We start from the raw sequence: 26,276 nt of genomic DNA, 5'->3' as shown, positions 1-26,276 counted from the left end.
GCTACGTAGCGTTTTAGGCAGTTGTTATTTTTTACGGATCGTAACCGTCCAGTCGGGGCCGCTAAACACCTTATACTTCTCAGAAAAATTACCCATGTTAACTGCCACTGAGAAGTTCAGTAAACTATTGATATAAGCTACGTCATCACCCTCTGGCGCTTCCCCAAACGTATTGACCATACGAACCGATTTATCATATACAAGCTCGTTTTTATACCTGATCATTACCTGGATCATCTCACCGGGCTTTACCGAAATTTTTTCGAGCATGGTCCGGGGAATATTGGTCCACACATTCCCGTATTGCGTATCGAGCACCGGAATTGTTCCTCGTAATACACCATCCGAATAGTCGGGTTTTTGATAGGGTAACCGTACTACATCTTTCAGAACCGTTGCTCCTAACTGCTGAAACGTAATGGTATGGGAGGCCAGCCGGGCAGCGGTATAAGCATATACATCACGTCCGTGAAACGTATAGGACTCGCTGGAGTTTTTCAGTCGGTTAAGTGCTTCATCAATTTCGCGCACTTCCTGTATACCCAACTGTTCGGCAACGAGCGTGAGCGTTCCGTTATCGGGCGTAACGATATAATGACCTGATTTTGTCAGGAGCACTACCGAACGCCGGTTGGTACCTACGCCCGGATCGCATACCGAAACGAAAACAGTTCCTTTCGGATAATACGCTACCGTTTGATGGAGCCGATAGGCTGCTTCCCAGATATTGAACGCCGGAATCTCATGCGTGAGATCAAACAGCTTCAGATTAGTTGAAACGCCCATTGCTACGCCCTTCATGGCCGATACAGCGCCATCTTTCAAGCCAAAGTCTGATTGAAAAACTACGATACCATTCTGAGCCAATGCCAAGCGTTGCGAACAGAGAAGAAAAAGAAGAATAAACCTGTAAACAGTGCGCATAGGGTATAAGAAGTAGGTTATTCACTACAAATATATACCCTATGCAACAGCGCGCTACTGGCCGCTCTTTTAATTGAATCTGCTGTATTATAGCTGTATCGACATGGAGGGCGTTAACTGCACCGCTGGTTCGGATGGACGGCGACTGGCATGAAGTAGTGAATAGGTACATACCATACCGAACCCAACCATCAGCATGATGTGCAGAAAGAACATCCGAAAATCCTGAACATAGAAAGCCAGAGCTAATCCACCCAGGAAATACAGCGCGAGCATACCCTCGACCACTGTAAGCCAACTTAACTGACGATCTATGTACTTATTGGTATCCCAGCGATCCTGAGCCGTTTTTACATTGAATTTAGGTGTCCGTACAAACGGCGTTTTTCGACCGATATAGCCTTCGATGACTGCAATGGTGTTATGAAGCGAAAGACCCATCATCAAGGAGGAGTACATAGGAAAATACCAGGCCAGTTTTGCTTTGTTTTTATGTTGGAGAAGCCAGAAAGGAATCCCGTAAAACGATATAAGTATCAGCAAATTGAACTGGAACAGATTAATTACGTTGAAAACTACTTCCCACTCGGGATGCCTTTGGCGGATGTAGATCAGCGGCACACTCATGATACCCAGAATCAGAACCAGAATAAATGTTGCGCTACTGAACAGATGAAAAAAGGCATGAAGCTTCATGACCAGCGAAATACCGGGTGTGTTTATCACCCTGACAAATAATTTTCGCGCACACTCAGCCGCCCCTTTCATCCACCGATATTGCTGTGATTTTATGGCGTTCATCGCTACTGGTAACTCCGCCGGTGATCCAACATCTTCCCGATAAACAAATTTCCAGCCACGCAACTGAGCACGATAACTCAAATCCAAGTCCTCGGTAAGCGTATCGCTTTGCCAGCCCCCTGCATCAGCAATAGCCGTTTTACGCCATACCCCGCCCGTTCCGTTGAAGTTGGCTAAAAAACCTGCCGCATATCGTCCGCTCTGCTCAATCGTAAAATGAGCATTTAGCCCAAACGCCTGCAGTTGCGTCATCAGCGAAAAGTCTTCATTTAGGTGTTCCCAACGCGTCTGCACAATGGCAACCTTCGGATCATGAAAATGAGGGACGGTTTTCAGTAGAAAGTCTGGCTCAGGTACAAAGTCAGCGTCAAAAATGGCGATCAGGTCGCCTTTGGCGGTTTCTAATCCGTAAGCCAATGCCCCTGCTTTAAATCCCTTTCGTTCTGGTCGACGGATATGCTCAATAGACAAACCCCGATCCTGGTAATCTTTTAGTTTGGCAGCAATAATCTGTACCGTTTCGTCGGTAGAATCATCCAATACCTGAATGTCGAGCTTATGGTTAGGGTAATGCAGTTGAGCTACTGCGTCGATCAATCGTTCCACTACGTACAGTTCATTGTATACCGGCAACTGTATCGTTACGTATGGCAACGTACCGGAGTCGTTATCAATTGGCAGAATGGCAGCCCGGCGTTTGCGTTCGGAAAATAGATAAATAATAATCAGGCTTAGTTGGCCACAGTTGTATAAAAACAATAGCAATAAAGCCAGCCCATACAGAATCAGGACTGTGATTTCCATGTCATAAAAGTTTTTCTAACGTTGAGTCTATCAGCGACATTAACAAGGGGCTATTGTTTTTGTTACCACTTGTTAGCTTAGGTAGCTTTTGTACTCAATAGAGGTGACCATATACGAGACATTACGCCTGAATAAATTCTGAATTCGGCTAAAATGTCCTATACTTGACCATGGAAATTTCATTTGTTGGGGCCGGAAATCTGGCCTGGCACCTTGCTCCTGCCCTCGAAAATGCGGGGCACCATGTTAACGAAGTTTACAGCAGACAGCTTCAGCATAGCCGACAACTGGTTAGTAATTTGTATGATGCCCGAACGCATTCTGATTTAAACTTTGCCGATAGTCCATCCCAACTATTTATTCTTGCCGTTCCCGACGACAGTCTTGAATCGGTTTGCTCCCAGCTAGTACTTCCTGAAAATGCTATTCTTGTTCATACATCAGGCAGCCAATCGCTGAGTAAACTGGAGCGATGGGAAACCATTTATAGCGATGTACCCGTGCAGACTGGTGTTTTTTACGCGTTACAGACATTTACCCGAGGGCGTCCGTTTATGGATTTTATGGACATTCCTATCTGTGTTGAAGCCACTGATAAGGAAACGGAAGACATACTGGTGAAACTGGGTCAGGAGTTGAGCGATATTGTCTATATCATTACGTCGGCCGAACGTAGTACGTTACACCTAGCAGCCGTTTTCGCCTGTAATTTCACCAATCATCTACTAACGATTGCCCATGATCTGACAACCGCTCAGCAACTCGAATTTGATCTGTTACGTCCTATTATTCGGGAAACTATTCAGAAGGGACTTTCGGTCGACAATCCAGCTGATGTACAAACAGGGCCCGCCCGACGAGGAGATTTAAGCACTATTGAACGTCATCTGGCTCAGTTGGAAAACGCCCCACAATTAGCGGAGATTTATCAGTTAATTACTAAAAATATAATTCAGCGATACAGAAAATAATCAGAAGTTGCCTTCTTAAGAATTAATTCCAGAATCTATTACTGATTCGGACATCTCATTTAATAAAGTGTTCTATTCTTGATATAAATCGTTTAATTAAATAGCTTTACAGAAGCATTTAATTAAACGTATTTGAATACGCTATCAAATTAAATTAGCTTCATATACTCAACAGTCTATTCACTATACGCTTATTATCCAATTTAGTGTATTAATAATAGCCTCCGCACGGCTCCGCTACTAATTAAACATGGTATGGGTGTGTTACAACAACCAGACGGAAACTCCAATTCACAAGACATAAGCCCAAGGTTTGATCGTATTAGATTATATGAGCAATACGGAGCTATGGCCTACGGAATCATTCTCCAGATCATTCCCGACCCAAACCTGGCGCAACAGGCTCTGGTGAGCTTATTTGCATCGCCCCAAATAGAGCAATGTTTAGCCTCGCCCAGTAATAGCCCTGCCTGTGCTATTATCAGGCTTGCCAGAGCAAAAGCTCTTGACGTAAATCGGGTATCCTCTTCTGCAATTGGAGCAGTTTTTCCTGAACAAAGTCACGTCGAAGATGGTAATATGGGCAAATATATCTTTGATTTATCATTTAATCAGGGATATGAACTTCCAGCTATTGCCGAACGCCTAAAAATCTCATACGTAGACGCTATGAAGTCTATGCGTGATTATTTTAAGTATCTTCGTAGACCGTAACACAACATATACTCGCTTTGAAAAACTATCAATATCTAACGAGTGGCATTTTAGAGTCCTATCTGCTTGGCCTCGTGTCTGAGGACGAGAAACAGGAGGTAGAGCGTCTGGCTGCCACTGATCCAGAAATTCAGGCTCAACTACAGGAATTAGAGCTCGATATAGAACGTCATTTTTTAGAAAATGCGGTCCCTCCTCCCCCTGCCCTTAAGTATACGATCCTGGAGCAGATCAATAAAACAGAAATAAAAAAATGGGGAACAGAAAAGGATGACCAGTCTAAACAAAAAGACTCGGATAAAAGCTCTGACAAACCAAATTATATCGACGTTGAAGTAGATGATACGCACATACGAGTGCATAAATACTGGCGTCCTGCGTTTATTGCGGTATTTGTTCTTTCCAAGATTTTTCTCATTCTTGGCCTCTACTATTATTTCAAATCAAGCAGTCTGGAACAGGAAATTAATCGACTGAAAGCAACCACCGAACAGGCAGCGCCTACATTACCGAAACAAACACAATAAGCGACCGGTGGGTTTACAGACTGGCATAATTGTTTAGGCCATTTGGATGTCAATTGTATACCCATGAAACGAATTACTGGCTTTTTTCTAGCTCTTTTCTCCGTAACATCTTCAGCCTTTGCTCAGTGGCAACCCCAGTCCGTTCAAACGGACGCTAGTTTTAGGTCGGTGAGCGTGTCAAGTCCTGATATTGCCTGGATTGGTGGGACAAAAGGTACGTTTGTTCGCACTACCGATGGCGGAAAAACCTGGCAGACCGGTACGATTCCTGATGCGCAGGACTGCGATTTTCGGGATGTTCATGCTATTGATGATCAGACAGCTTATTTCATGAGTGCAGGCCCCGCCGAAAAAGGCCAGGCCCGAATTTATAAAACAGTTAACGGGGGCAAAACCTGGGATCTTCTCTATCAAACTCAACAGCAGGGCGTTTTTTTTGATGGCATCAGCTTCTGGGATAAACAACACGGAATTGTCTTCAGCGACCCTATTGATGGCAAATGGTTTATTCTGACCACTGATGACGGTGGAAAAACCTGGCAACCTGTTCCGGCAGGAAACCTCCCCGTAATGCAACCTAACGAAGCTGCTTTCGCGGCAAGCGGTACTAGTCTTGTGACTCAGGGCAAACGTAACGTCTGGATTGCATCAGGGGGCGGAACAAATAGCCGGGTCTTTCGCTCTTCCGATCGGGGCCGAAATTGGTCCGTTGTCAACACTCCCCTCCCAGCGGGCGACGCAACTGGCCTATTTGGTATGCAATTCTTTAGTGATAAAACAGGTATCGCTGTGGGCGGTAACTATAAGCAGGAACAACTGGCAGGTGCCAATGCTATTATATCACGAGATGGTGGCCAAACCTGGCAGCTCCTCGCCCAGACCGACCCTCCAGGACTGAAAGAAGCCATTTCTCTCCTGCCCGGCGATCGCATCATCGCCGTTGGCCCATCGGGAACAAGCATCTCGGCTGACCAGGGACAGACCTGGCAAAAAATGGATAACGATGGCTTTCATTCGCTTGCCTGCGCAAAAGGAACATGCTACGCTGTTGGCGCAAAAGGTAAAGTGGCTGTTCAGCGATTCAAATAACACAGTAAACCGACAGGTCGGAAGCGAAATGCTTCCGGCCTGTCAATTTCATAATAACTTATCCAACGTAATGGGCAGTTCCCGTATGCGCTTGCCCGTAGCGTGGAAAACGGCATTCGAAATGGCCGCCGGGACACCAACAATGCCTATTTCGCCCAGTCCTTTTGCCCCGAGTGGATTAACGATCGTATCGTCTTCCTCTACGAACACTACGTCCAGCTCATGAATATCTGCGTTGACCGCTACGTGGTATTCAGCCAGACTGTGATTCATGAATCGACCGACCTGATGATCCATAACGCTCTCTTCTTCCAGCGCTTTACTGATTCCCCAGACCATACCACCAATAATTTGAGAGCGGGCTGTTTTGGGATTAATAATTCGACCACCAGCAATAGCACTCACGAGTCGGGTTACCTTGACGGTTCCTAGTTCTTCGTCGATTTGTACTTCAGCGAATACAGCCGAATGTACGCTTCGGGCATATTTCCGTTGTTGAAGCATATTAGGTAACGACGTGGAGGTTTCCCGAACCGCCCGACCACCATTCGAATCCACTACGTCCTGTAACGAAACCCGTAAGGCTGAATCTGCTTTTAACTGAATCGACTTATCGAGAAATACGACATCCTGATAATCGACTTTCGAGAAGGGCGAACCAGGCAGCTTCTTAGCCAATTTGAAAAGTGTTTTCCCCAGATCTTCGCAAACTGCTTTAACAGCCGATCCAACGGTGGCCACTGTCCACGAACCTCCCTGAATTGGTGCCAAAGGCAGTTCGGTATCACCCAGTTTAAATAGTACGTCTTCAACGGGCATACCCAACGTATCGGCCGCAATCTGCGTCATTACGGTATACGTACCGGTTCCAATATCGGCCGTAGCGCTACTGACTCGCAGCTTTCCATTCACCATTAATACGGCTTCCGCTCGGGCAGGCATTTGCATCGCATCCCAAATACCAGTAGCCATTCCCCAACCAATCAGATTAGAGCCATTACGCATGGAGCGAGGCTCAGGATTGCGTTTTGCCCATCCGAACCGCTCAGCACCCTGCCGAAAACATTCGCGAAGTTCTTTGCTCGAATAAGGCAGATCCTCATTCATGTCTCGCTCCGTGTAGTTCTTCAGACGAAATTCCAGCGGATCTATTCCCAGTTTATAGGCAAGTTCGTCCACCGCACATTCCAGCGCCGACACACCCGTTACACCACCCGGCGCCCGCATATCGAGGGGAGTGTATACATCGAGCGGCACCAGTTTATAGTCGAGTATGACATTTTCGGGAGGGTACAACATACCGCTCCAGTTAACGACGACTTCCGTATAATCTTCAAACCGCGACGTTTCACTGATAGCCTCGTGATACATAGCAGTCATCTCACCGTCGGCATTGGCTCCCAAAGCAATCGTCTGATTAGTGGCGGGTCGATGCCCGAACGTAAACATCTGCTGGCGAGTCAATGATACCCGAACCGACCGTTTTAATTCTCTGGCTGCCAGAACAGCTAGAAACAACTGATACTGTGGTCGGAGTGCCGATCCAAACGCTCCGCCTACGTAAGGCGATATCACCCGAACATCACGGAATGGGATGTTGAACACCTGCGAAACGTAGAGCTGACTATTGGGCGCTCCCTGAGTTTTGTCGTATATGGTCAGCTTGCCTTTTTTCTCATAAACAACTGTCGTAGCAAACATCTCCATCGGGTTATGATGCTCGACCGAATGAACGTAACGGGAAATTGTGCGGACGGGCGCTGCGTTGAAAACCTCCTCAAAATCACCGCGAGGCTTAGGCGGGGGCGGTTTGAGAGCGCTGGCAAGACCTGATTTAGGTTTACGAGCCCGATCCTTGTTAGCTTCCAGAGACGTTTCGTGCTCCTCCTCCTCATACTCAATCTGAATTAGAGAAGCCGCATACCGGGCCACTTCGTATGTTTCGGCTACCACCAATGCGACCGGCTGACCACTGTATTTGATTTTTTCATCGTGTAAAGGCCTGAATGGCGAACCAGGTGGGGCGTCCTGATCTTTATAGCTCAGATCAAACCAGGCCAGTTTAGGCCGGTTTTCGTGCGTAAAAACCTGTAAAACGCCCTCCAGGCTCAAGGCATCGCTAGCGTCGATACGTACTATTTTCCCTTTAGTGATGGCGCTGGAAATCACAACGCCATAAGCCAGCTCAGGCACGTTGAATTCAGCAGCATATCGGGCTTTACCCGTCACTTTGTCCAGGCCATCAACGCGGTTGATTGGCTTTCCGATGTATTGGGTCATGATATCTTTTCCAGTTTTGAAGCCTGCATCAGCGCTCGTACGATGGCTCGTCTGGCCAGTTCGACTTTGAATGTATTGTGACCATACCCTTTGGCCCCGTCGATAATTGAGTCAGCAACGAGTTGAAAAACCTCCTTGCTGGCAGATTGCCCAACCAGTTGTTCTTCCGACTCGGGTCTACGCCAGGGCTTGTGAGCTACGCCACCCAGCGCAATACGCGCTTCTGTTATCGTTCCGTCATTGTTTATATCCAGCCCAACAGCTACCGATACCAGCGCGAAAGCATAGGATGCCCGATCCCGTAGTTTTAAATACGCGTAGTGATCGGCAAAACCTTTGGCCGGTAACTCAATGGCCGTTACCAGTTCTCCTGGCTGAACGGTGTTATCGTATTGTGGTGTATTCCCCGGCAAGCGATGGAAATCGGCCATCGGAATGGTACGTTCCCCTAAACGACCCGAAACGTGTACGACAGCATCGAGCGCACGTAGCGCTACGCACATGTCAGACGGATGAGTGGCAATGCAACTGTCGCTCGTACCCAGAATGGCGTGTATCCGGTTATACCCATTAATTGCTCCACAGCCAGAACCGGGCTTCCGCTTATTGCAGGGCATATCGGTATCGTAAAAATAATAGCAGCGGGTGCGCTGAAACAGGTTTCCACCGTTGGTAGCCATATTCCTGAGCTGGGGGGAAGCACCCGCCAGAATAGCCTGCGACAACAAGGGATATCGTTTCTCCACTTGTTCGTTATAAGCAGTATCGGCATTGGTTACCAGCGCGCCCAGCCGCAGACCTCCTTCAGCGGTATCGTCAATCGTCTGCAACGGTAAGCGATTAATATCGACCAGTCGGGCTGGCCGCTCGACGTTTTCCTTCATTAGATCAAGAAGGTTTGTTCCACCGGCGATGAATTTAGCCGCATGATGAACACTCAGATCATCAATGGCCACATCGATCTCATCGGGACGGACATACGAAAAGCTATTCATAAACGTCAGGAATTTTTATCGATTTGCATTACCTCACTTATAGCATCCACAATGTGCGGATAAGCCCCACATCGGCATATATTCCCGCTCATCAGCTCGCGGATGTCGTCGGTAGTTTTGGCCCGGCCTTCGTTCATCAAACCAACTGCCGAACAAATCTGTCCGGGTGTACAATAGCCACACTGGTAGGCATCGTGTTGAATAAAGGCGTCCTGCAAGGGGTGTAACTGCACCGTAGCATTCTCATCTACGGTAGCAAGCCCTTCGATAGTTGTGATCGAAGCGCCTTCTTTCATCACAGCCAATGTCAGACACGAGTTGATTCGCTTGCCATCGACCAAAACCGTACAGGCTCCACATTGTCCATGATCACAGCCTTTCTTGGTACCCGTCAAATCCAAATACTCACGAAGTGCATCGAGTAAAGTAGTCCAGGGGGCTAATTCCAACTGTTTTTTTTCGCCATTGATGGTTAATGTAACCAGGCTTTTCTCTGGTAACGCAACAGTTACCTCGGCGCTGAGAATGGAAGTTGACTGCATAGGTGTTTCACGGCTTATCAAATGGATCAGGTACGTAGTAGAACGGCCGTCTAGTGTCGATGTTCAGAAATCTACAGAAATACTAGAGATACTTTTTGTGTGGCCCTACGATGACCGTATGAATGGCTTAAAGCGCAACCCTGGTACGTATATCCACCCTGGCACAACTAATTCAGCCCTGTCATTACACGTTTCTGATTTTTACGGTCGTTGTTTAAAATAGTAGCCCGCTTCTATTCGTTATTCTGCCGTGTTGAACGCTTTGCCTCCTCGGTTATACTTGTGAAAACGGCCCTATCAATATCCGCTCTTTTAGTCAGTGCGGTCTTTCTTACGCCAGCAGTTGCTCAGATTCCAAATCAGGAAACATTTATTTGTCGATATACCGGTGGCACTGTCGGTCCGCAGGTCATTTGTGGCAACTCGGCATCCTCTTCAAACGGCCATGCCGAGCGCGTAGTTGATCGAATCCTGAAGCCGATCGGCCTAATGCGGAATTTTAAGGTAATGGAGTGCTCCAATACCGACAACTGCTTTGCTACAGTCGTGAAAGGTCAGCGATTTATAATCTACGATGCAGCCTTCATGCAGGGCATTGAAGAAGAAACCGAGACCGACTGGTCGGCAATAAGTATTATGGCGCACGAAATTGGTCATCATTTGCAGGGCCATACCATTGACGGACGCGGAGGTCAACCACAAAAAGAAATAGAAGCAGACCGGTTTTCTGGCTTTGTATTGCACCAGTTGGGCGCATCACTCGACGAAGCCACCGTAGCCGTTAAAATGCTGGGCGATGAACATGCTACGTCGACTCACCCCGCCAAACCGGCGCGTCTGGAAGCGATTCGAAAAGGTTGGCTGGAAGCCGAAGCCATGTACCCAAAGACTCGATCAGCGGTAAAGACACCGGCGGTTTTAGCCCCCAAAACGATTGCGACTAATACTCGCCCAACCCAGCCATCCCGACCCATCGAAATGCCAGCCGCCAACACCACCCGAACAACGGTAGGCTGTGTATCGGGCGATTGTGAGGACGGAAGTGGTGTGTTTGTTTATCCTACTCGGGAACGCTACGTAGGCGAGTTTGAAGAAGGCGACAAGCACGGCGAAGGCACTGAATACTACGCCGACGGCAAAGTAAAGTATAAAGGAAACTTCCGGGATAATCTTCGTACCGACTACGGAATCTATTACTACCGTAATGGCGACAAATATGCAGGCTGGTTTCAGAACAATGTGCCTAATGGCAAAGGAACGTATCATTTTGCCGATGGCGGTCGTCTCGTAGCCAACTTTAAAAACGGCCAGCCGATCCCCGGTGGTGTTTTCTACAATTCGGATGGCACCAAGGCTAGCGATTAATTAATAGGTTTTCTTTATCAATAAGTAGGGCCGGGGAATCGACGATTCCCCGGCCCTACTTATTACTACCTATCATTTAAAACGCCAGAATCGTTTTTTCGATGATATCGCAGGCTTCGTGCATCTGATCTTCGTTAATCACCAGCGGAGGAGCAAAGCGAATTTTATCGCCGTGCGTGGGCTTGGTCAGTAATCCGTTATCTTTCAACTTCAGACAGATTTCCCAGGCAGTTTCCGATCCAAGATCAGGGCGTTCTTTGATCACGATAGCATTCAACAAGCCTCTACCACGCACCGACTTAACCAGATCGGTTTTCTGAGTCAAAGCCGTCATCCGCGAACGAAATATGTTGCCCATTGCCGTTGCATTCTCGGCCAGTTTTTCATCTTCCACAACCTGCAGTGCTTCCATCGTAACGACGCAGGCCAGCGGGTTACCGCCATACGTACTACCATGTTCGCCGGGTTTGATAGTCAGCATCACCTCATCGGATGTCAACACGGCCGATACGGGCATTGTACCGCCCGATAACGCTTTCCCCAAAATCAGCAAATCGGGCTTAACCCCTTCGTGATCGCAGGCAACTCGTGTTCCGGTGCGCCCAATTCCGGTCTGCACCTCATCAGCGATAAACAGTACGTTGTAGGCTGTACATAACTCCCGAACGCCCCGTAAATAGCCTTCGTCGGGAACAACGACGCCAGCCTCACCCTGAATCGGCTCAACCATAAAACCGGCTATGTTCGGATCGCTTTTAAACGTTTCTTCCAAAGCAGTCAGGTCGTTATAAGGGATAACGATATAACCCGGCAGAAGCGGGCCAAAATCGTTCGTACTGCTAGGGTCTGTCGACGATGAAATAGCCGCCAGCGTTCTCCCCCAGAAATTCCCGGCAGCATAAACCGTTTTAGCTTCGTTCTGTGGGATACCTTTTACTTTATAAGCCCATTTACGGGTCAGTTTCAGAGCCGTTTCTCCGCCTTCGGCCCCTGAATTCATCAGCAACGCTTTGTCGTAGCCGAAATAGTCACAGAGGTATTTTTCGCAAAGCCCAGTCTTATCGTTATAAAAAGCGCGTGATGTCAGGGTTAATTGCTGAGCCTGCTGAATCATGGCATTGATAATGCGCGGATGACAATGACCCTGACTAACAGCGCTGTAGGCCGACAGAAAATCAAAATAACGTTTCTTTTCGACGTCCCAAACAAAAACGCCTTCACCCCGCGTCAATACAACCGGAACAGGGTGGTAATTATGTGCGCCATAGTTCCATTCCAATTGCATGGCCTGGTCGGTGGCAGAAATTGGCAGTGTCGTTTCCATAACTACAGTAAAAGAAGTTTAAAGTAAGTAGGTTGATGAAGAAGCTACATACGTATCGATATGGCTCATTCAGCGGCTTTCGTCTAGTGCAACCAATACGCTACACAGACCGTTTTCTCAAAAATACAGTTATTCGAGCACATGCCCAAACCCTCTCAACCGGCGCAGGAATCCAAAAAAGTTTCTGACTTATCCGACAGTGACTACTACTATACTCCCGATGGTTTTATCGTTTTTACGGCCTCCTACCACCTTAAACGGGGCTATTGTTGCCAAAATGGATGCCGTCATTGCCCGTATGGGTTCAAAAAAAGATAGAATGACATTGCAGATTATGAATAGATTAGCTAATTTTGCGCCCTCATACGGAAAACGAGTACGGTAATGGCCAAAGTTTGTCAAATCACAGGAAAGCGCACACGTGTAGGAAACAACGTTTCGCACGCTAACAATAAAACTAAGCGTAAATTTTTCCCGAACCTGCAGAAAAAGCGGTTCTTCGTCGAGTCAACTGGCGAATGGGTTACGTTGAAAGTTTCTACATCAGCTATCAAGACCATCAACAAAAACGGTCTGGAAGCAACTCTACGCAAGGCATACGAGCGCGGTACGCTGTCAGTATAGTCTTACGAACGATATTTCATGGAGCCTCTTCCGGCATGGAGGAGGCTTTTTGTGTTTGCTTTAGCGTTTGAGGCTTGCCTGACTGGCCAGGCCGTTTTTCATGTATACAAGCTCCTCAAACACTACGTAACAACATATAACTAAGTCGGATATTACGTTGAAAATAAATTTTGAAGATATCATCGTTTTTGAAAACGATGATTACATCCTGATCAATAAGCCGCCCTACGTAGCGTCGCTGGACGAACGTACCACCGACCGTGGCGGGCAAAGTATTATCCGAATGGCTAAAGCATACCATCCGGATGTACAGCTTGGGCATCGCCTGGACAAGGAAACATCGGGCATACTGGCCATTGCTAAAAACCCGGAAGCGTATCGGCACCTGGCCATGCAGTTTGAACACCGGGAAGTAACCAAACGCTACCACGCTGTAGCAAATGGTGTTCACGATTTTGATAGTGTTTCTGTCTACTTACCCATCTCGCCGATCAAAGATGGCACAGCAGTACGTATTGATCGGGAAAAAGGGAAAGTGGCCGAAACTATTTTCAATACGTTGCAGGCGTATCGAACGACGACGCTGGTTGAATGTTTGCCCATTACGGGCCGCATGCACCAGATTCGGGTTCACCTGATGTGCCTGAAAGCGCCTATTGTGAATGATCCGACCTACGGTGGCGACCCGGTTTATCTATCTGATGTGAAGCGCAAATTCAATCTGAAGCAGGGCACCGAAGAACTACCGCTTATTCAACGGGTTGCGCTCCACGCCCATTCACTGACGTTCAGCCTGCTGGATGGCGAAGAACAAACGTTTGTTGCTCCTTATCCAAAAGATTTTGGCGTATTAGTGAAGCAGTTGGAAAAATTTAGCTGAGCGGTTCAGGGTTTTTGACGTATAGTTCCTAGTTTTCGGCTTATGTTTCTCAGAATACAGCGCTAAATGCACTAGATTCTCAAAAACATAAGTTGTTAACGATAAACCATAAACCTCAATGTTCGTTCATACCGTTTTTTTCTGGCTCAAACATCCCGAGAATCAGGATGACCATAAAGCTCTGCGCGCCGGTCTCGAAACCCTTAAAGATGTTAAGGACATATCAGCAGCCTACATTGGCACCCCGGCAGATACCCGTCGGCCGGTTATTGATCATTCCTACGACTTTTCGTTAACCTTCGTTTTTAATGACAAAGCAGCGCACGATGCGTATCAGGTGCATCCGATTCATGAGGCATTTGTGCATAACTGCTCTCATTTGTGGGAACGAGTTCAGGTTTACGACGCAGTTAGTTAACGTAACGTACTGGCTGGGGAAGCCATCATCTATCTGGTTCCCCAGCCAGTATTGCTTATACCATTACTTCGACTTTCATATCAACATTGCCTTTGACGGCTTTTGAGTAAGGGCATACCGCATGTGCCGTGTCGGCCAGTTCCTGAAGTTGGGCATGTTCCATACCGGGCGCTTTCACCACTATTTTCCCCGATAGAAACATACTCTCTCCGTCTTTATTGAGCGAGATACTCACCTCCACAGCGTGCTCGGGCAAGATGATTTTCTTCTTTTGGGCAACAGCCATTAAAGCGCCGTTGTAGCAGGAGCTGTAAGCTGCCGCAAATAACATTTCTGGATTTGGAGTACCGCCTTCGCCATGCATTTCTACAGGCCGTCTGATATCCATTTCCAGAATACCATCCAGCGATTTAACATCTCCTTCGCGCCCACCAATATTGCTAACGGTGGCAGTATATACGGTTTCCATTCGTTGAGTTGATCGTTATGTTTCAAACCAATAACCTCTATTTATTACTAAAGGTTAATACAAACTCCATAACGGCTGGTCGGTATCATCCGCTACGTCCTCCGTCGTCTGTCAGCGTAACAGATAGCTATTCAGTAGATAGTGAGGCTACTACAGAAATGCTACGTTGCTAACAGATGTAGAATAGTCGGGCATTTTTGGGTAGCCAATGGCCCGTACAATAATCCATTTGAGTAGTAGTGACTGGCAAGGATCTTGCCAATAACGTAACAGAATGGCCCGGCCATTTACGGTTGCTCGTACCACTGGCTGGTCATTACCGACATTCCGCTATTTTAAACTACCTTTGTCTTAGAGGTTTATTTAGCCTAAAGTCGCAATAGTACGGGTTGAGCCGCGTTTTTCGTTAACTAAGCACCACGACACGTGACCAACATGAACACGTCATATAAATTCTACTTTAACCATTTAGTTATTGGCTTCGCTGGTTGCCTAAGCATGGTGCTATGGTTTGCCGCAAACCCGGCAGTAGCGCAACGCAAGCGCGACAAAGCAGACTCTACCGTTGCTAAACTAGCCGGGTCCACGAATACGGTTCGCATGGAGGAAGAAACGATGTTTGCCGAAGGCATGCGTTTCACGATGACCGATGAACCTGCCAAAGCGATTGCTCAGTTCGGAAAGATTCTCCAGAAATACCCGAATAACGCTGCGGCTCAGTACTCGATGGCGAATACGTTATTAAAGACGAATAAAGTTTCGGAAGCGCTCACCCATGCCTCTAAAGCACACTCCCTGGACAAAAACAACAAATTCTATTCGCTTCTACTAGCCGAAATTTTTGTTAAGCAAAAACGATACGGTGAAGCGGAAGAACTGTACGAAGCGCTGCTGAAAAAAGGGGCCGAAAACGTTGAATACGGTATTGAGCTAGCGGCTATTTACTTATTTGACGACAAGCCTGACAAGGCACTGGAAACTTACAACAAAGTAGAACGAGAAATAGGCCTGAACGAAGAGATTACTCGCCAGAAACAACGGATCTACCTTAAACAGAATAAGATCGACAAGGCGATTGAAGAAGCCGAAAAGTTAGTGGCATCAGAGCCCGGCGAAACGGATTATTTGCTGGAAGGCGCTGAGCTTCTGATCGCCAACGATCGTACCGATCAGGCTATCAACTGGATTGACAGAGCCCTGAAAATTAACGCTGATTTACCACAGGCCCACGTGCTGCTGGCCGACATTTATCGCAAGAAGGGCGATACGGATCGCGTCAGCAAAGAGATCAACCTCGTTCTGTCCAATCCTAATCTGGAAGCTGGTTTAAAGGCACGGGTCCTGTCGAGCTACGTTGGCATGACGGGCGAAAACTCGGCCGCTCAGCAGGACGCGTTGGCGATGGCGCAGAACCTCGTCAAAACCTCGCCAAACGACGCTAAAGCGCAGATCATGGTAGCTGATTTGTTGATGCAGCAGGGCAAAAAAAGCGAAGCACGGGACGCCTACGCCAAAGCAGCCCGCATCGATGGCTCGATCTACGAAGTCTGGGGGGCTTTGCTTCAGCTGGACGGCGAATTAAACCAGGTCGACAGTTTGTTAGAACACTCCCAACAAGCCCTTGAAGTATTTCCCACACAAGGCCTCTTCTGGTATTCGAATGGCTCGGCCAATCTATATAAGCGGAAATATCAACAGGCCGTTGATGCCCTGGAAGAAAGTAAAAAGCTCCTGGCAACCTCCAATAATGAAATCAAGAAAGGGATCGACGCGCAATTGGGCGACGCTTACAACGGTCTTGGCGAACATGCCAAATCGGATGAGGCTTATGAAGCAGTATTGAAAGTTGACCCTCTCAACGATCACGTACTGAATAACTACAGTTATTTCTTGTCGCTACGGAAAGAAAATTTGCCCCGAGCCTTACAGCTAGCCCAAAAGCTCGTTGAACGTAATCCGACGAACGCTACGTATCTGGATACGTATGCCTGGGTGCTGTATACGTCAAAAGACTATGCCAAAGCAAAACAGTATCTGGAAAAGGCCATAGCCGATCCTGCTGTTAGTGGAACGATCATTGAACATTATGGCGACGTTTTATTTCAACTCGGACAGCCCGATAAAGCGGCCGAACAATGGAAACGAGCCAAAACAAAGGGCGGTGGTAGCCCCGATTTAGACAAAAAAATTACCACCGGAAAGCTATAAGTCCATACGTACCTATAGCCTGACGTTTGTGATGGCATTCTCTACTGACAGTGCGTCATGAACGAAATACCGAAACCTACCCACATGAACAAATACCTGTTAATAGCTCTATCACTGGCTATCTTAATACATGCTGAAAGTTGTAGACGCCGGCCTATTTCCCGAGACAAGAGCCCGGCTCCAACAGCCTCGGCTTCTACACCTGCCTCCACCACTGTAACGCCAGACTCATCGGTAGCCGCCAATCCAGTTTCGGTTCAACCTACTGATTCAGCCGCAGGAGCTACCCGGCCAAATCGACCCGGTATCGATGAAGCCCGTGCCCACGTAGCCGAAATCGACTTTCGTTTCCTGACAGCCAAATCAAAAATATCGTTCAAAAGCCCCAATCAGGACATTGATAACGCAAACATTAATATCAGAGTCCGCAAAGACAGCCTGATCTGGCTGTCCGTGTCAAAACTGGGCATTGAGGCTGTTCGGGGGCTAATCACTAAAGACTCGATTACAATTGTCGATAAGATTCACAAAGAATACTCTGTTTACGATTTCCCGACATTGAGCAAACAATTCAATTTCGAGATGAATTTTGATTTGTTACAGGCACTGATTATTGGCAATCTGCCCTTACCCAAACAGCCCGCTCAGAAAATTAAAAATGAACGGGACTATCTCTTACTTCGGCAAAGTGAGGGTAAAGTGCTGGTCGAAAACTACATCGGGACCCAGGATCGTAAGCTCAAAAAATTGATGGTGACGGAACAGCCGACCAAGAATACGCTACGCCTGGATTATGAAGATTTCACGTCACTGAATAATTTCCTCTTTCCTTACACCAGCCTGGTAACCGTTGATTATCAATCCCGTACGGATGGCCAGTTTTACCAGACCTTACTACGTATCAAACATAGCAAGGTTGAATTGATTGATAAAAATCCGGGATTCCCGTTCAGCATTCCAGCCACTTATCAGCGTCGCCCGTAAGTACTTTCGTTTTTAACCGTATGCAACGTATCGCGTTTTCTAGTTCTGTTCCTGTCCAAATAAGCCTGGGTTTATTACTAAGCTTATGGCTTACATCCTTAGCCGGATTGGCGCAACAAACGCAACGGAATCGTCAGACGCTGGAAAAGGAAAAAAAACAGAATCTGGAAAAAATGGGGCAAATCCGGACAATCCTGACTCAGACTACGTCTGAAAAACAAGTCAGCCTTGGCCAGTTAAAAGCCTTGAATCAGCAGATTAATACCCAATCGCAACAGATCAATCTGCTCAATAAAGACCTGAAACTGACTGAATCAGAGATCGCAGAACTTCGTCAGGCCAGCACCCGATTAACCCGCGACCTGGATAAACTGAAGGACGAATACGGTTCTATGATCTATGCGGCCGATAAACGCCGTCAGCAGGTGAATCCATTAGGCTTTCTATTTGCCTCCGATAACTTCAATCAGCTCGTTGCCCGCTATCGGTACCTGCGCCAATACTCCGACGCCCGCCAGAGCCAGGTCCGCCAGATGAATAACATCCAATCGATGCTCCAGGGTAAACAGCAGGCAACTCAGCGGAAACGGAAAGAGCAGCAGGGAACCATAGCAGCGAAAGTCCAGGAAGGCAAAAAACTGGAAACGTTAAAAGAGGAAAAAGATGAGGTTGTTAAGGCGCTTAGTGCAAAGGAGATTGAACTCCGAAATGAATTAGCCGTTAGCCGACGGGCTGTTGGGCAGTTGGAATCGATGATTAAGCGTCTTGTCTTGCGCGAAGCTAAAGAGCGCGCTGAACGCGAAGCAAGAGAACGCGCCGAGCGGGAGCGTTTGGCCAAACTCGAAGCGGCCCGTAAAGCCGCCGAACGGAAGCGGGCCGAAGAAGCGATTGTAGCCGCCGAAAAGGCCGGCGAAAAACCGGCCCCTGCCGACGTAGCAACTGTTGAACGCCCGGATGAGCCGGAAGTAACCGCCAAAAAGCCCGACGAACGACGTAACAACAATCTCAACACCGAAGAAACGGCACTGGCATCGTCCTTCACCGCTTCTCGTTCGCGATTGCCCTGGCCCGTTTCCAAAGGCTTTATTTCCGATCATTTTGGCCGTAAACCTCACCCTGTCCTAAAAGGCATATACGTTGAAAACCAGGGGGTTGATATTCAGACAAACGCTGGTGAGGGGGTTCGGGCAGTGTACGATGGCATTGTTCAGGACGTAGCCAATATGCCGGGTATGAACAACGTAGTAGCGATTCAACATGGCGACTATTTTACCGTTTATGCCAAACTAAAGAATGTTTCGGTTCGCGTGGGCCAGAAAGTAAAGGCACGCGATGCCATTGGAACGGTAGCAACCGATAAAAACGGCGTCTCTGAAATTCAATTCCAAATCTGGAAAGAATTCACGAAGCTCAATCCGGAGTCATGGCTACAACCTCATTGAGTGATGGCAGGCGTATGGGGTCGATTATTCCACAGGTCTGTTAACATACCCCCTATCCGTAAAAAGCGTTACCTTTGCAGCCATTTACCAGTGTACCCAGAACCGTCAATCGGCACTAAAATGTCTGTTCATAATCCCGATATCAAACGCGTTACGACGCATACCATTCAGGAGTTAAAAAATAAAGGTGAGAAAATTACCGCTCTTACCGCCTACGACTATTCGATGGCCCGGGTGGTTGACAAAGCGGGAGTTGAATTGATTCTGGTGGGTGATTCAGCGTCGAACGTGATGGCTGGCCATGAAACGACCCTGCCCATTACACTCGATCAGATGATTTACCATGCCAGCTCGGTAGTTCGTGGCGTCAAGCGGGCACTGGTTGTTGTTGACCTCCCGTTCGGATCCTATCAGGGGAACTCATCGGAAGCCTTACGGTCGGCCATTCGAATCATGAAAGAATCGGGTGCCCATGCCGTAAAGATGGAAGGGGGTCAGGAAATTCGGGATTCTATCGTCCGTATTTTAAGCGCTGGCGTTCCAGTTATGGGCCATCTGGGGCTTACTCCTCAGTCGATCTATAAGTTTGGAACCTATGCCGTTCGGGCCAAAGAAGAGGCTGAAGCGCAAAAACTCGTCGAGGACGCCCGCATGCTTCAGGACATTGGTTGTTTTGGCGTCGTACTGGAAAAAATTCCAGCGACTCTAACCAAAACCGTTTCCCAAAGCCTGCATATTCCAACAATTGGTATTGGCGCTGGGCCCGACGCCGATGGGCAGATTCTGGTTTTCCACGACCTGCTCGGCATCAATAATGAGTTTAAACCCCGGTTCCTGCGTCGCTATGCCGACCTGCACACGGTAATGACAGAAGCCATTGCTCATTACGTAGATGATGTGAAAGCCAACGACTTCCCGAACGAGAAAGAAGCTTATTGAGTTAATAGATAGCCAGGCCGGGCTAGCGTACTAGCAGCCATAACCGGGCGGATACATACAAGTGTTTAGCCACATTGGCTGTTCAGCTTATACCATGAAGAGAAAACCATTTCAAGTCATATACGAAGATAATCACCTGCTGATTGTCAATAAAGAGCCAGGCATTCTGGTTCAGGGCGACCGAACCGGCGACGTTACGTTGCTCGACGTGCTCAAAAGTTATATAAAAGAGAAGTACAACAAACCCGGTGAGGTCTTTTTAGGCCTGGTTCATCGGCTCGACCGGCCGGTTAGTGGACTTGTTGTTTTTGCTCGTACCTCCAAGGCGCTTGAGCGAATGAACGAGATTTTCCGCAAACGTCAGGTACAGAAAACCTACTGGGCTGTTGTGCGTCAGAAACCACCTAAAAACGCCGACAAGCTGGTAAACTGGCTCGTGAAAGATGAGCAGAAAAATCAGGTAACTGTCTACGATTACGAAGTGCCGGGTTCGCAGAAAGCAGAGCTTTCTTACCGAGTTCTAGGACGTATCAATGAACATTATCTGCTCGAAGTCAATCCAGTTACGGGCCGTCCGCACCAGATTCGTTCGCAGTTGGCGCACATGGGTTGCCCCATTCGTGGCGATGTAAAATACGGTTACGACCGGGCGGTTCCCGACAAGAAAATCTATCTTCACGCCCGTCGGTTGTACTTCATTCATCCGGTTAAAAAAGAGCCGCTTATGTGTAAGGCTGGCTTACCCAACGACCCGTTCTGGGAAGAGTTTCTGGAGTTGGACGACGAGGATTACAAAGACAAGAATATGGACTTCATTTTCGAATAAATCCAATTTAACAGCCTATAAAGAAAGGCGGGGCCAACTGGCCCCGCCTTTACTAATTCAGGTTGATTCAACAAAATGATACAATACGTAGTGTAGCGAAGGCAGGATGGTTACTAGTAGCCACCGATTGGGAATGAGTAGCCAACGGATACGGCAACACCCCGGTTACGGGCATTAATGTTTACAACTGGCACTTGCACCTGGCGTGAGAACCCATGCGTATAGCGCCCCTCTACAAATAATTTCCCAACGCCAGCATCCATCGACACACCCAGTCCACCAACAGCACTTATGTCCCAGCGATTGAGCATATCCCCATAATTAACATCTACATCGATAGGTTTTGTGGATATCAGGGCCGTAGCTCGGGTCCGAACACGCCCATCCATTGCGTAGCCTACAGCCGGACCAGCAATCAGATAAGGCTGAACAGGTCCATCGGTCATGTTAACTTTAAACAACAATGGAATTTCAAGGTTTTGGGATTGATAGGCAATCCGGGCACCCAGCGGTAACGTAAATCCACCTAAATTAAGATCCATTCCCTCTTTCACGACGAAACCTTTTTGTACATAAGCGATTTCAGGCCGGAATGAAACCCGCTCATTTAATGGAATATCCAGAAAAATAGCGCCTGTTGGGCCGGGAGACGGATGTAGAGTTGGGGTTAAACTACCAAGGAAATCAGGTTTGGAAGCGAATGCCCAGTTAGCACCACCCCGAACTCCTACCTGAATCTGAGCGTATGATGTTTGACTTGAAAACACGCATAGTATGAGTGCAACAGCACTGGCAAGCACAAATCGTTTCATTGTATGACGGGAAAATTGACTATGAAAATAGGACACTAAAAAGTAATGAGTAGAGCGTCGGCAATAGGCAGTCAATTGTATAAATCGTGAAGTAGTACGTGTCAATCGTTTATTGGACGTAACATCTGCCAAAAAGATTAATGGCAAAGTCAAATTATTTTTCAACTCACTATGAATGAGCAACTAAATTTTTTATCAACCCGCGTTGAACCACTTCGACAGCAACTTACAGACCATCCGCTCTACACAGCGGTAAAGACGTTAGATGATTTACGAACCTTTCAGGAATCGCATATCTGGGCGGTCTGGGATTTTATGTCTCTACTGAAAGCCCTTCAGCGAAATCTGACCTGCGTAGACGTTCCCTGGATACCAGTTGGCAACTCAGAAACCAGGTACCTCATCAATGAAATTGTTGTTGGCGAAGAAAGTGATGTTGATCCTGATGGAAATCGGTTGAGCCATTTTGAGCTGTATCTTAAAGCGATGGAGCAGGCCGGTGCTAATACCAGCCAGATGGAAACCCTTATTGCCGAACTAGCTTCCGGCCGTCAATTGGATGAAGCCCTAGCTACGATAAACATCCCGGAAGGAAGCCGCCAATTCATCAATTTCACCTTCGAGCTGATCAGCAAAGGTCGCTTACACGAAATTGCTGCGGTCTTTACGTATGGACGGGAAGATCTGATTCCAGATATGTTTATTGCGCTGGTCCGGCAACTGCGTGATCAATCGCCAGAAAAGCTCAATCTCTTTACGTATTACCTGGAGCGCCATATTGAAGTAGACGGCGACCATCACTCTCATCTGGCCAAAGCCATGACCGCCGAACTGTGCGGATCTGACAGCCAGAAATGGCAAGAAGCAACCCTTGCCGTCGAAGCGGCCCTACAGGCACGAATAGCTTTGTGGGATAGTGTTTATGGCCAGATGTCCTTATCAGAATCGGTTTAAAAAAATACCGAATAATTTATTTCCTTTTCTCTGCCCGAACTTGCATACAACTTGTTCGGGCGTTTTCTTTACAGGACAATGTTGGATTTTTTCTTGAAAACATTGTAGCAGTCTAGTAGCTTTACTACACTGGAATTCTTGTAGCAAAGCTCAATTGAAGGCACATTCGGCTACTAGCTACACTTCTTAACCAACAATGAACTATATTAAGCCAACAAAATTTAGCTATCTGCCTAAATTTCTAATGCCTCTCGATGTGCTCGGCATCTTCGAACGAGACCCATTCGGGAACTCGCTTCTGGTTAGGCGTATGCTCATCAGCATTGTTGGCTGGCTTACGTATGCTCGTTATACAGTTGTGAACAGAATTGAGATAGAAGGGACGGAGCATCTCGAGAATCTGCCCATCAACAACGTCCTGTTTTTATCGAACCACCAAACCTATTTCGCCGACGTTATTGCCTTTTTCCACATCTTTTGCGCTGTAAAATGGGGCTTTAAGAATACACTATTACCGCCTGTTTATCTGTTTGGGCCACGTGCCCGTCAGTACTACGTAGCGGCTTCCGAAACCATGAAAAAAGGATTTGTCCCGCGTGCTTTTGCAGCGGGAGGGGCTATAACGATAGAGCGTTCCTGGCGGGCCGATGGTCGGGAAGTACAACGATCAGTAGATACTACGGCTAATGATAAAATAGCCAGCGCCTTAGCGCATGGATGGGTGGTTAGCTTTCCGCAGGGTACAACCAAACCATATGCCCCCGTTCGTAAAGGCACAGGTCATCTGATTAAAAATATTGATCCGATTGTTGTCCCAATTGTTATTAATGGATTTCGTCGGGCCTTCGACAAAAAGGGACTTCGTTTTAAGAAGCGGAACACCTTGTTGACCGTTAAATTCAAACCTCCGCTCACCTTTAGTGCCGACGATAGTGTGGATGATATTGTAAACAAAGTACGTCAGGCCATTGACCAGGACGTACCAGTATGGACACAAGAAAACCCTTAAACAGTAAACCTGCCTCTATTTTTCCGCTACGTCATCGTTACCAGTCGTAAGCATAAAACAATGAAACCCTACGTAACAACAACGCTGAAACATTCGCTATTACCCCTGTGCTTCCTTTCAGCTTCCTTTTTGGTAGCCAGTTGCAGCCAGTCTTCCCAAGGTTCTGCTGATGGCAATTTTGCGCGTGCCGTTCAGGATACGAACCCGCCCGTTGAGCCTTTATCGCCCGAAGCGAGTATCAAAAAAATGCAGCTGCCGCCGGGTTATCATGTGGAGCTGGTGGCCAGCGAACCCATGATTCAGGAGCCCGTAGCCATTGCCTGGGATGGTAACGGACGGATGTACGTAGCGGAGATGAATACGTATATGAAAGACGCCAATGGTACCGGTGAATACGAGCCAACCAGCCGTATCAAACTATTGGAAGATACGGACGGCGATGGCAAAATGGACAAGTCAACCGTTTTTGTGGATAGCCTTGTTTTACCCCGTACCATTCTACCCGTTGGCGATCAATTACTGGTAGGTATTACGAATGTCCAGCACATCTGGAGTTACCGGGATACGAACGGCGACGGCAAGGCCGACGAGAAAAAGATCGTCTTCCGCAACGACGTATTGGACTCCCGAAATCTGGAACACCAGAACGGCGGTTTCCTCTGGAATATTGATAACTGGATCTACCCCAGCCGCGACAATCTTCGGTACAAATACCGTAATGGAAAACTCATTGCCGATACGTTGGTCGATAACATGATTGGTCAATGGGGCATGACTACCGACAACTATGGCCGTTTGTTTTATTCCGAAGCTGGGCCCGGTCTGCCCGCCGTACAAATTCAGCAGAACCCGGCTTATGGGGCCTTAAATTTTGCCGATCAGTACTCCGACGATTTCACGAAACCCTGGCCCATTATTGGCACCGTCGATGCCCAGGGTGGCCGGGAAGCCCTGCGCAAAGAAGATAACACACTCAACAAATTCACGGCAGGTTGCGGGCAGTCTATTTTTAGGGGCGACCGATTACCAGTAGATATGCAGGGGGATTATTTCATTCCCGAGCCCGTTGGACGGATCATCAAGCGGGGCAAAGTGATTAACCGCGATGGCAAGATTTACATTGAAGATGCCTACAAAGAAAAAGATTGGCTGGCATCAGCCGATATGAACTTCCGGCCTATCAATACGTACACGGGGCCAGATGGCTGCTTTTACATCGTTGATATGTACCACGGCATCATTCAGGAGAGCGAATGGACAAAGCCGGGTTCATACTTAGGGAAAATCATTCAGGAGAAAGGATTGTATAAAAATCGGGGAATGGGCCGTATCTACCGCGTTGTTCATGACGACTTCAAGCGCGACAACCAGAAGCCCAACATGCTCAACGAATCCAGTAAACAGCTCCTTACCTATCTCGATCACCCGAACGGCTGGTGGCGCGACAACGCTCAGTTATTGCTCGTGATACGTAACGATCAGTCTATCGTGCCAGCTTTAAAACAGATTGCAACGGGCCAACAAGCCTCCTTAGCGAAAGCCCCCGGTCCCTTAGCCCGAATTCATGCCCTCTGGACGCTGGAAGGTTTGAACGCCATCGATAAACCAACTCTTTTCAAAGCCTTTACGGATTCAGATGCTCAGGTACGCAAAGCCGCTGTCTGGATTAGCGAAGTTTATCTGAAGAAAAAGGATTCGGAAGTTACTGAAAAACTGGCAGCCCTCATGAACGATCCCAGTTCGGACGTCCGAGTTCAACTAGCCCTGTCGCTACGTAGCCATAAAACAAACCGTACCACGGAGTTAGTCAAAACACTGCTGGCGAACAACCCCAAGAACGAGCTGATGCAGTTCTCGTTTACTACGTTCACCGAATCACAGAAAATGCTGGAAGCCGAGCGTGAACGCACCCGCAATCTAAGTCCGGCCGACCGGGCTCTGGTCACCAACGGAGCTACTATTTTCAAACAACTCTGTGCTACGTGTCATGGTCCCGACGGGAAAGGCATAAACGTAGCTGGCAGCTCACAAATGCCTGCTCCTCCACTAGTTGGCTCACCACGCGTCCGGGGCGACAAAACGCTGGTTATTCAGCTCCTATTGAATGGCATGAAAGGACCTGTCGACGGAAAAACCTATACGGACATGATGCCCGCCATGGGCAGCAATGACGACAAATGGATCGCGTCAGTATTGAGTTATATCCGAAACAGTGGCGAATTGGGCAATCATGCGTCGGTTGTTACGCCTAAAGAAGTGGCCGACGTTCGGGCCAATACGCCGGTGATTCCGGGCGGCATGACGCAGCAGGAACTGGAAATTTTCAAGCTCGGCCGTGCTGAACGTACCAATTGGAATAAGCCCCGTTGATACGT

26 protein-coding genes are annotated in these 26,276 nt (G+C 47.7%); 17 read left to right on the top strand and 9 right to left on the bottom strand.

Features of this window, described 5'->3' with window-relative positions:
* Nucleotides 1-24: 24 nt before the first annotated feature.
* Nucleotides 25-924: an SAM hydrolase/SAM-dependent halogenase family protein gene (locus GK108_RS03025; RefSeq protein WP_163942518.1), complete on the bottom strand. Its 900-nt coding sequence runs from the start codon at nucleotides 922-924 to the stop codon at nucleotides 25-27.
* Between the two features lie 87 nt (nucleotides 925-1,011).
* The gene (locus GK108_RS03020; protein ID WP_163942516.1) at nucleotides 1,012-2,529 is read right to left on the bottom strand and encodes a cellulose synthase family protein; all 1,518 of its coding nucleotides are present in this window, start codon (nucleotides 2,527-2,529) and stop codon (nucleotides 1,012-1,014) included.
* Between the two features lie 170 nt (nucleotides 2,530-2,699).
* Between GK108_RS03020 and GK108_RS03015 the strand changes: the two genes are divergently transcribed.
* The 4 genes from GK108_RS03015 to GK108_RS03000 all read left to right on the top strand — a co-directional run bounded on the left by GK108_RS03015 (nucleotide 2,700) and on the right by GK108_RS03000 (nucleotide 5,830).
* Entirely contained in the window at nucleotides 2,700-3,500 is an 801-nt protein-coding gene (locus tag GK108_RS03015; protein ID WP_163942514.1) for a Rossmann-like and DUF2520 domain-containing protein, read from the top strand.
* Nucleotides 3,501-3,755: 255 nt separating this feature from the next.
* Nucleotides 3,756-4,214, top strand: a complete 459-nt coding sequence (locus tag GK108_RS03010) for a hypothetical protein (protein WP_163942511.1) — start codon at nucleotides 3,756-3,758, stop codon at nucleotides 4,212-4,214.
* Nucleotides 4,215-4,231: 17 nt separating this feature from the next.
* A complete protein-coding gene (locus tag GK108_RS03005; protein ID WP_163942508.1) occupies nucleotides 4,232-4,741 on the top strand; it encodes a hypothetical protein in 510 nt (169 codons plus the stop codon).
* Between the two features lie 63 nt (nucleotides 4,742-4,804).
* Nucleotides 4,805-5,830 (top strand): WD40/YVTN/BNR-like repeat-containing protein, encoded by a 1,026-nt coding sequence (locus GK108_RS03000; RefSeq protein ID WP_163942505.1) that lies wholly within the window; start codon nucleotides 4,805-4,807, stop codon nucleotides 5,828-5,830.
* A 48-nt stretch (nucleotides 5,831-5,878) separates the two neighbouring features.
* Here the strand turns inward: GK108_RS03000 and GK108_RS02995 are convergent, their stop codons facing one another.
* From GK108_RS02995 to GK108_RS02985, 3 genes are read right to left on the bottom strand one after another with little or no spacing between them, the layout of a single operon-like run.
* Nucleotides 5,879-8,110: a xanthine dehydrogenase family protein molybdopterin-binding subunit gene (locus tag GK108_RS02995; protein ID WP_163942503.1), complete on the bottom strand. Its 2,232-nt coding sequence runs from the start codon at nucleotides 8,108-8,110 to the stop codon at nucleotides 5,879-5,881.
* Nucleotides 8,107-9,105, bottom strand: a complete 999-nt coding sequence (locus tag GK108_RS02990; RefSeq protein ID WP_163942500.1) for an FAD binding domain-containing protein — start codon at nucleotides 9,103-9,105, stop codon at nucleotides 8,107-8,109. Before GK108_RS02990 ends, GK108_RS02995 begins: the two co-directional genes overlap by 4 nt.
* Nucleotides 9,106-9,110: 5 nt before the next feature.
* Nucleotides 9,111-9,647, bottom strand: a complete 537-nt coding sequence (locus GK108_RS02985) for a (2Fe-2S)-binding protein (protein ID WP_163942497.1) — start codon at nucleotides 9,645-9,647, stop codon at nucleotides 9,111-9,113.
* 282 nt (nucleotides 9,648-9,929) lie between these two features.
* On the opposite strand from GK108_RS02985, the gene GK108_RS02980 reads away from it, so the two are divergent.
* On the top strand, nucleotides 9,930-11,012 hold the full coding sequence (locus GK108_RS02980; protein ID WP_317166477.1) for a hypothetical protein: 1,083 nt from the start codon (nucleotides 9,930-9,932) through the stop codon (nucleotides 11,010-11,012).
* Between the two features lie 76 nt (nucleotides 11,013-11,088).
* Here the strand turns inward: GK108_RS02980 and rocD are convergent, their stop codons facing one another.
* Nucleotides 11,089-12,336, bottom strand: a complete 1,248-nt coding sequence (gene rocD / locus GK108_RS02975) for an ornithine--oxo-acid transaminase (protein WP_163942494.1) — start codon at nucleotides 12,334-12,336, stop codon at nucleotides 11,089-11,091.
* 141 nt (nucleotides 12,337-12,477) lie between these two features.
* Here rocD and GK108_RS02970 point away from each other — a divergent pair, with 141 nt between their 5' ends.
* The 4 genes from GK108_RS02970 (at nucleotide 12,478) to GK108_RS02955 (ending at nucleotide 14,258) form a co-directional block, all read left to right on the top strand.
* Nucleotides 12,478-12,654: a DUF5522 domain-containing protein gene (locus GK108_RS02970; RefSeq protein WP_163942491.1), complete on the top strand. Its 177-nt coding sequence runs from the start codon at nucleotides 12,478-12,480 to the stop codon at nucleotides 12,652-12,654.
* A 66-nt stretch (nucleotides 12,655-12,720) separates the two neighbouring features.
* On the top strand, nucleotides 12,721-12,960 hold the full coding sequence (gene rpmB, locus GK108_RS02965; protein WP_163942489.1) for a 50S ribosomal protein L28: 240 nt from the start codon (nucleotides 12,721-12,723) through the stop codon (nucleotides 12,958-12,960).
* A 157-nt stretch (nucleotides 12,961-13,117) separates the two neighbouring features.
* Nucleotides 13,118-13,840: an RluA family pseudouridine synthase gene (locus GK108_RS02960; protein WP_163942487.1), complete on the top strand. Its 723-nt coding sequence runs from the start codon at nucleotides 13,118-13,120 to the stop codon at nucleotides 13,838-13,840.
* A gap of 118 nt (nucleotides 13,841-13,958) precedes the next feature.
* Nucleotides 13,959-14,258: a Dabb family protein gene (locus GK108_RS02955; protein ID WP_163942485.1), complete on the top strand. Its 300-nt coding sequence runs from the start codon at nucleotides 13,959-13,961 to the stop codon at nucleotides 14,256-14,258.
* Nucleotides 14,259-14,313: 55 nt separating this feature from the next.
* Here the strand turns inward: GK108_RS02955 and GK108_RS02950 are convergent, their stop codons facing one another.
* Together GK108_RS02950 and GK108_RS02945 are read right to left on the bottom strand one after the other, a co-directional pair.
* Nucleotides 14,314-14,727 carry an Ohr family peroxiredoxin gene (locus GK108_RS02950; RefSeq protein ID WP_163942483.1) on the bottom strand — a complete coding sequence of 138 codons (414 nt, stop codon included), beginning with the start codon at nucleotides 14,725-14,727 and terminating at the stop codon, nucleotides 14,314-14,316.
* A 150-nt stretch (nucleotides 14,728-14,877) separates the two neighbouring features.
* Complete coding sequence (locus GK108_RS02945; protein WP_163942481.1) at nucleotides 14,878-15,033, bottom strand: hypothetical protein; 156 nt, start codon at nucleotides 15,031-15,033, stop codon at nucleotides 14,878-14,880.
* Between the two features lie 129 nt (nucleotides 15,034-15,162).
* On the opposite strand from GK108_RS02945, the gene GK108_RS02940 reads away from it, so the two are divergent.
* The 5 genes from GK108_RS02940 to GK108_RS02920 all read left to right on the top strand — a co-directional run bounded on the left by GK108_RS02940 (nucleotide 15,163) and on the right by GK108_RS02920 (nucleotide 21,126).
* Nucleotides 15,163-16,935, top strand: a complete 1,773-nt coding sequence (locus tag GK108_RS02940; RefSeq protein ID WP_163942479.1) for a tetratricopeptide repeat protein — start codon at nucleotides 15,163-15,165, stop codon at nucleotides 16,933-16,935.
* 57 nt (nucleotides 16,936-16,992) lie between these two features.
* Nucleotides 16,993-17,919 carry a DUF4292 domain-containing protein gene (locus GK108_RS02935; protein WP_317166475.1) on the top strand — a complete coding sequence of 309 codons (927 nt, stop codon included), beginning with the start codon at nucleotides 16,993-16,995 and terminating at the stop codon, nucleotides 17,917-17,919.
* A 20-nt stretch (nucleotides 17,920-17,939) separates the two neighbouring features.
* A complete protein-coding gene (locus GK108_RS02930; protein ID WP_163942475.1) occupies nucleotides 17,940-19,361 on the top strand; it encodes a murein hydrolase activator EnvC family protein in 1,422 nt (473 codons plus the stop codon).
* 120 nt (nucleotides 19,362-19,481) lie between these two features.
* Complete coding sequence (gene panB, locus GK108_RS02925; protein ID WP_163942472.1) at nucleotides 19,482-20,300, top strand: 3-methyl-2-oxobutanoate hydroxymethyltransferase; 819 nt, start codon at nucleotides 19,482-19,484, stop codon at nucleotides 20,298-20,300.
* 94 nt (nucleotides 20,301-20,394) lie between these two features.
* A complete protein-coding gene (locus GK108_RS02920; RefSeq protein WP_163942469.1) occupies nucleotides 20,395-21,126 on the top strand; it encodes an RluA family pseudouridine synthase in 732 nt (243 codons plus the stop codon).
* A gap of 113 nt (nucleotides 21,127-21,239) precedes the next feature.
* Here the strand turns inward: GK108_RS02920 and GK108_RS02915 are convergent, their stop codons facing one another.
* The gene (locus GK108_RS02915; RefSeq protein WP_163942466.1) at nucleotides 21,240-21,938 is read right to left on the bottom strand and encodes a porin family protein; all 699 of its coding nucleotides are present in this window, start codon (nucleotides 21,936-21,938) and stop codon (nucleotides 21,240-21,242) included.
* 171 nt (nucleotides 21,939-22,109) lie between these two features.
* On the opposite strand from GK108_RS02915, the gene GK108_RS02910 reads away from it, so the two are divergent.
* From GK108_RS02910 to GK108_RS31465, 3 genes are all read left to right on the top strand, one after another.
* Nucleotides 22,110-22,892, top strand: coding sequence for a DUF3050 domain-containing protein (locus tag GK108_RS02910; protein WP_163942462.1), 783 nt, complete (start codon nucleotides 22,110-22,112; stop codon nucleotides 22,890-22,892).
* A gap of 196 nt (nucleotides 22,893-23,088) precedes the next feature.
* The gene (locus tag GK108_RS02905) at nucleotides 23,089-23,901 is read left to right on the top strand and encodes a lysophospholipid acyltransferase family protein (protein WP_163942459.1); all 813 of its coding nucleotides are present in this window, start codon (nucleotides 23,089-23,091) and stop codon (nucleotides 23,899-23,901) included.
* 60 nt (nucleotides 23,902-23,961) lie between these two features.
* Complete coding sequence (locus GK108_RS31465; RefSeq protein ID WP_163942457.1) at nucleotides 23,962-26,271, top strand: DUF7133 domain-containing protein; 2,310 nt, start codon at nucleotides 23,962-23,964, stop codon at nucleotides 26,269-26,271.
* Nucleotides 26,272-26,276 lie beyond the last annotated feature (5 nt).

This window comes from Spirosoma terrae (assembly GCF_010435915.1).
Classification (GTDB): Bacteria; Bacteroidota; Bacteroidia; order Cytophagales; family Spirosomataceae; genus Spirosoma; species Spirosoma terrae.
The sequence above is the reverse complement of the archived record's forward strand: the minus strand, read 5'-3'. Positions and strand labels throughout refer to the sequence as shown.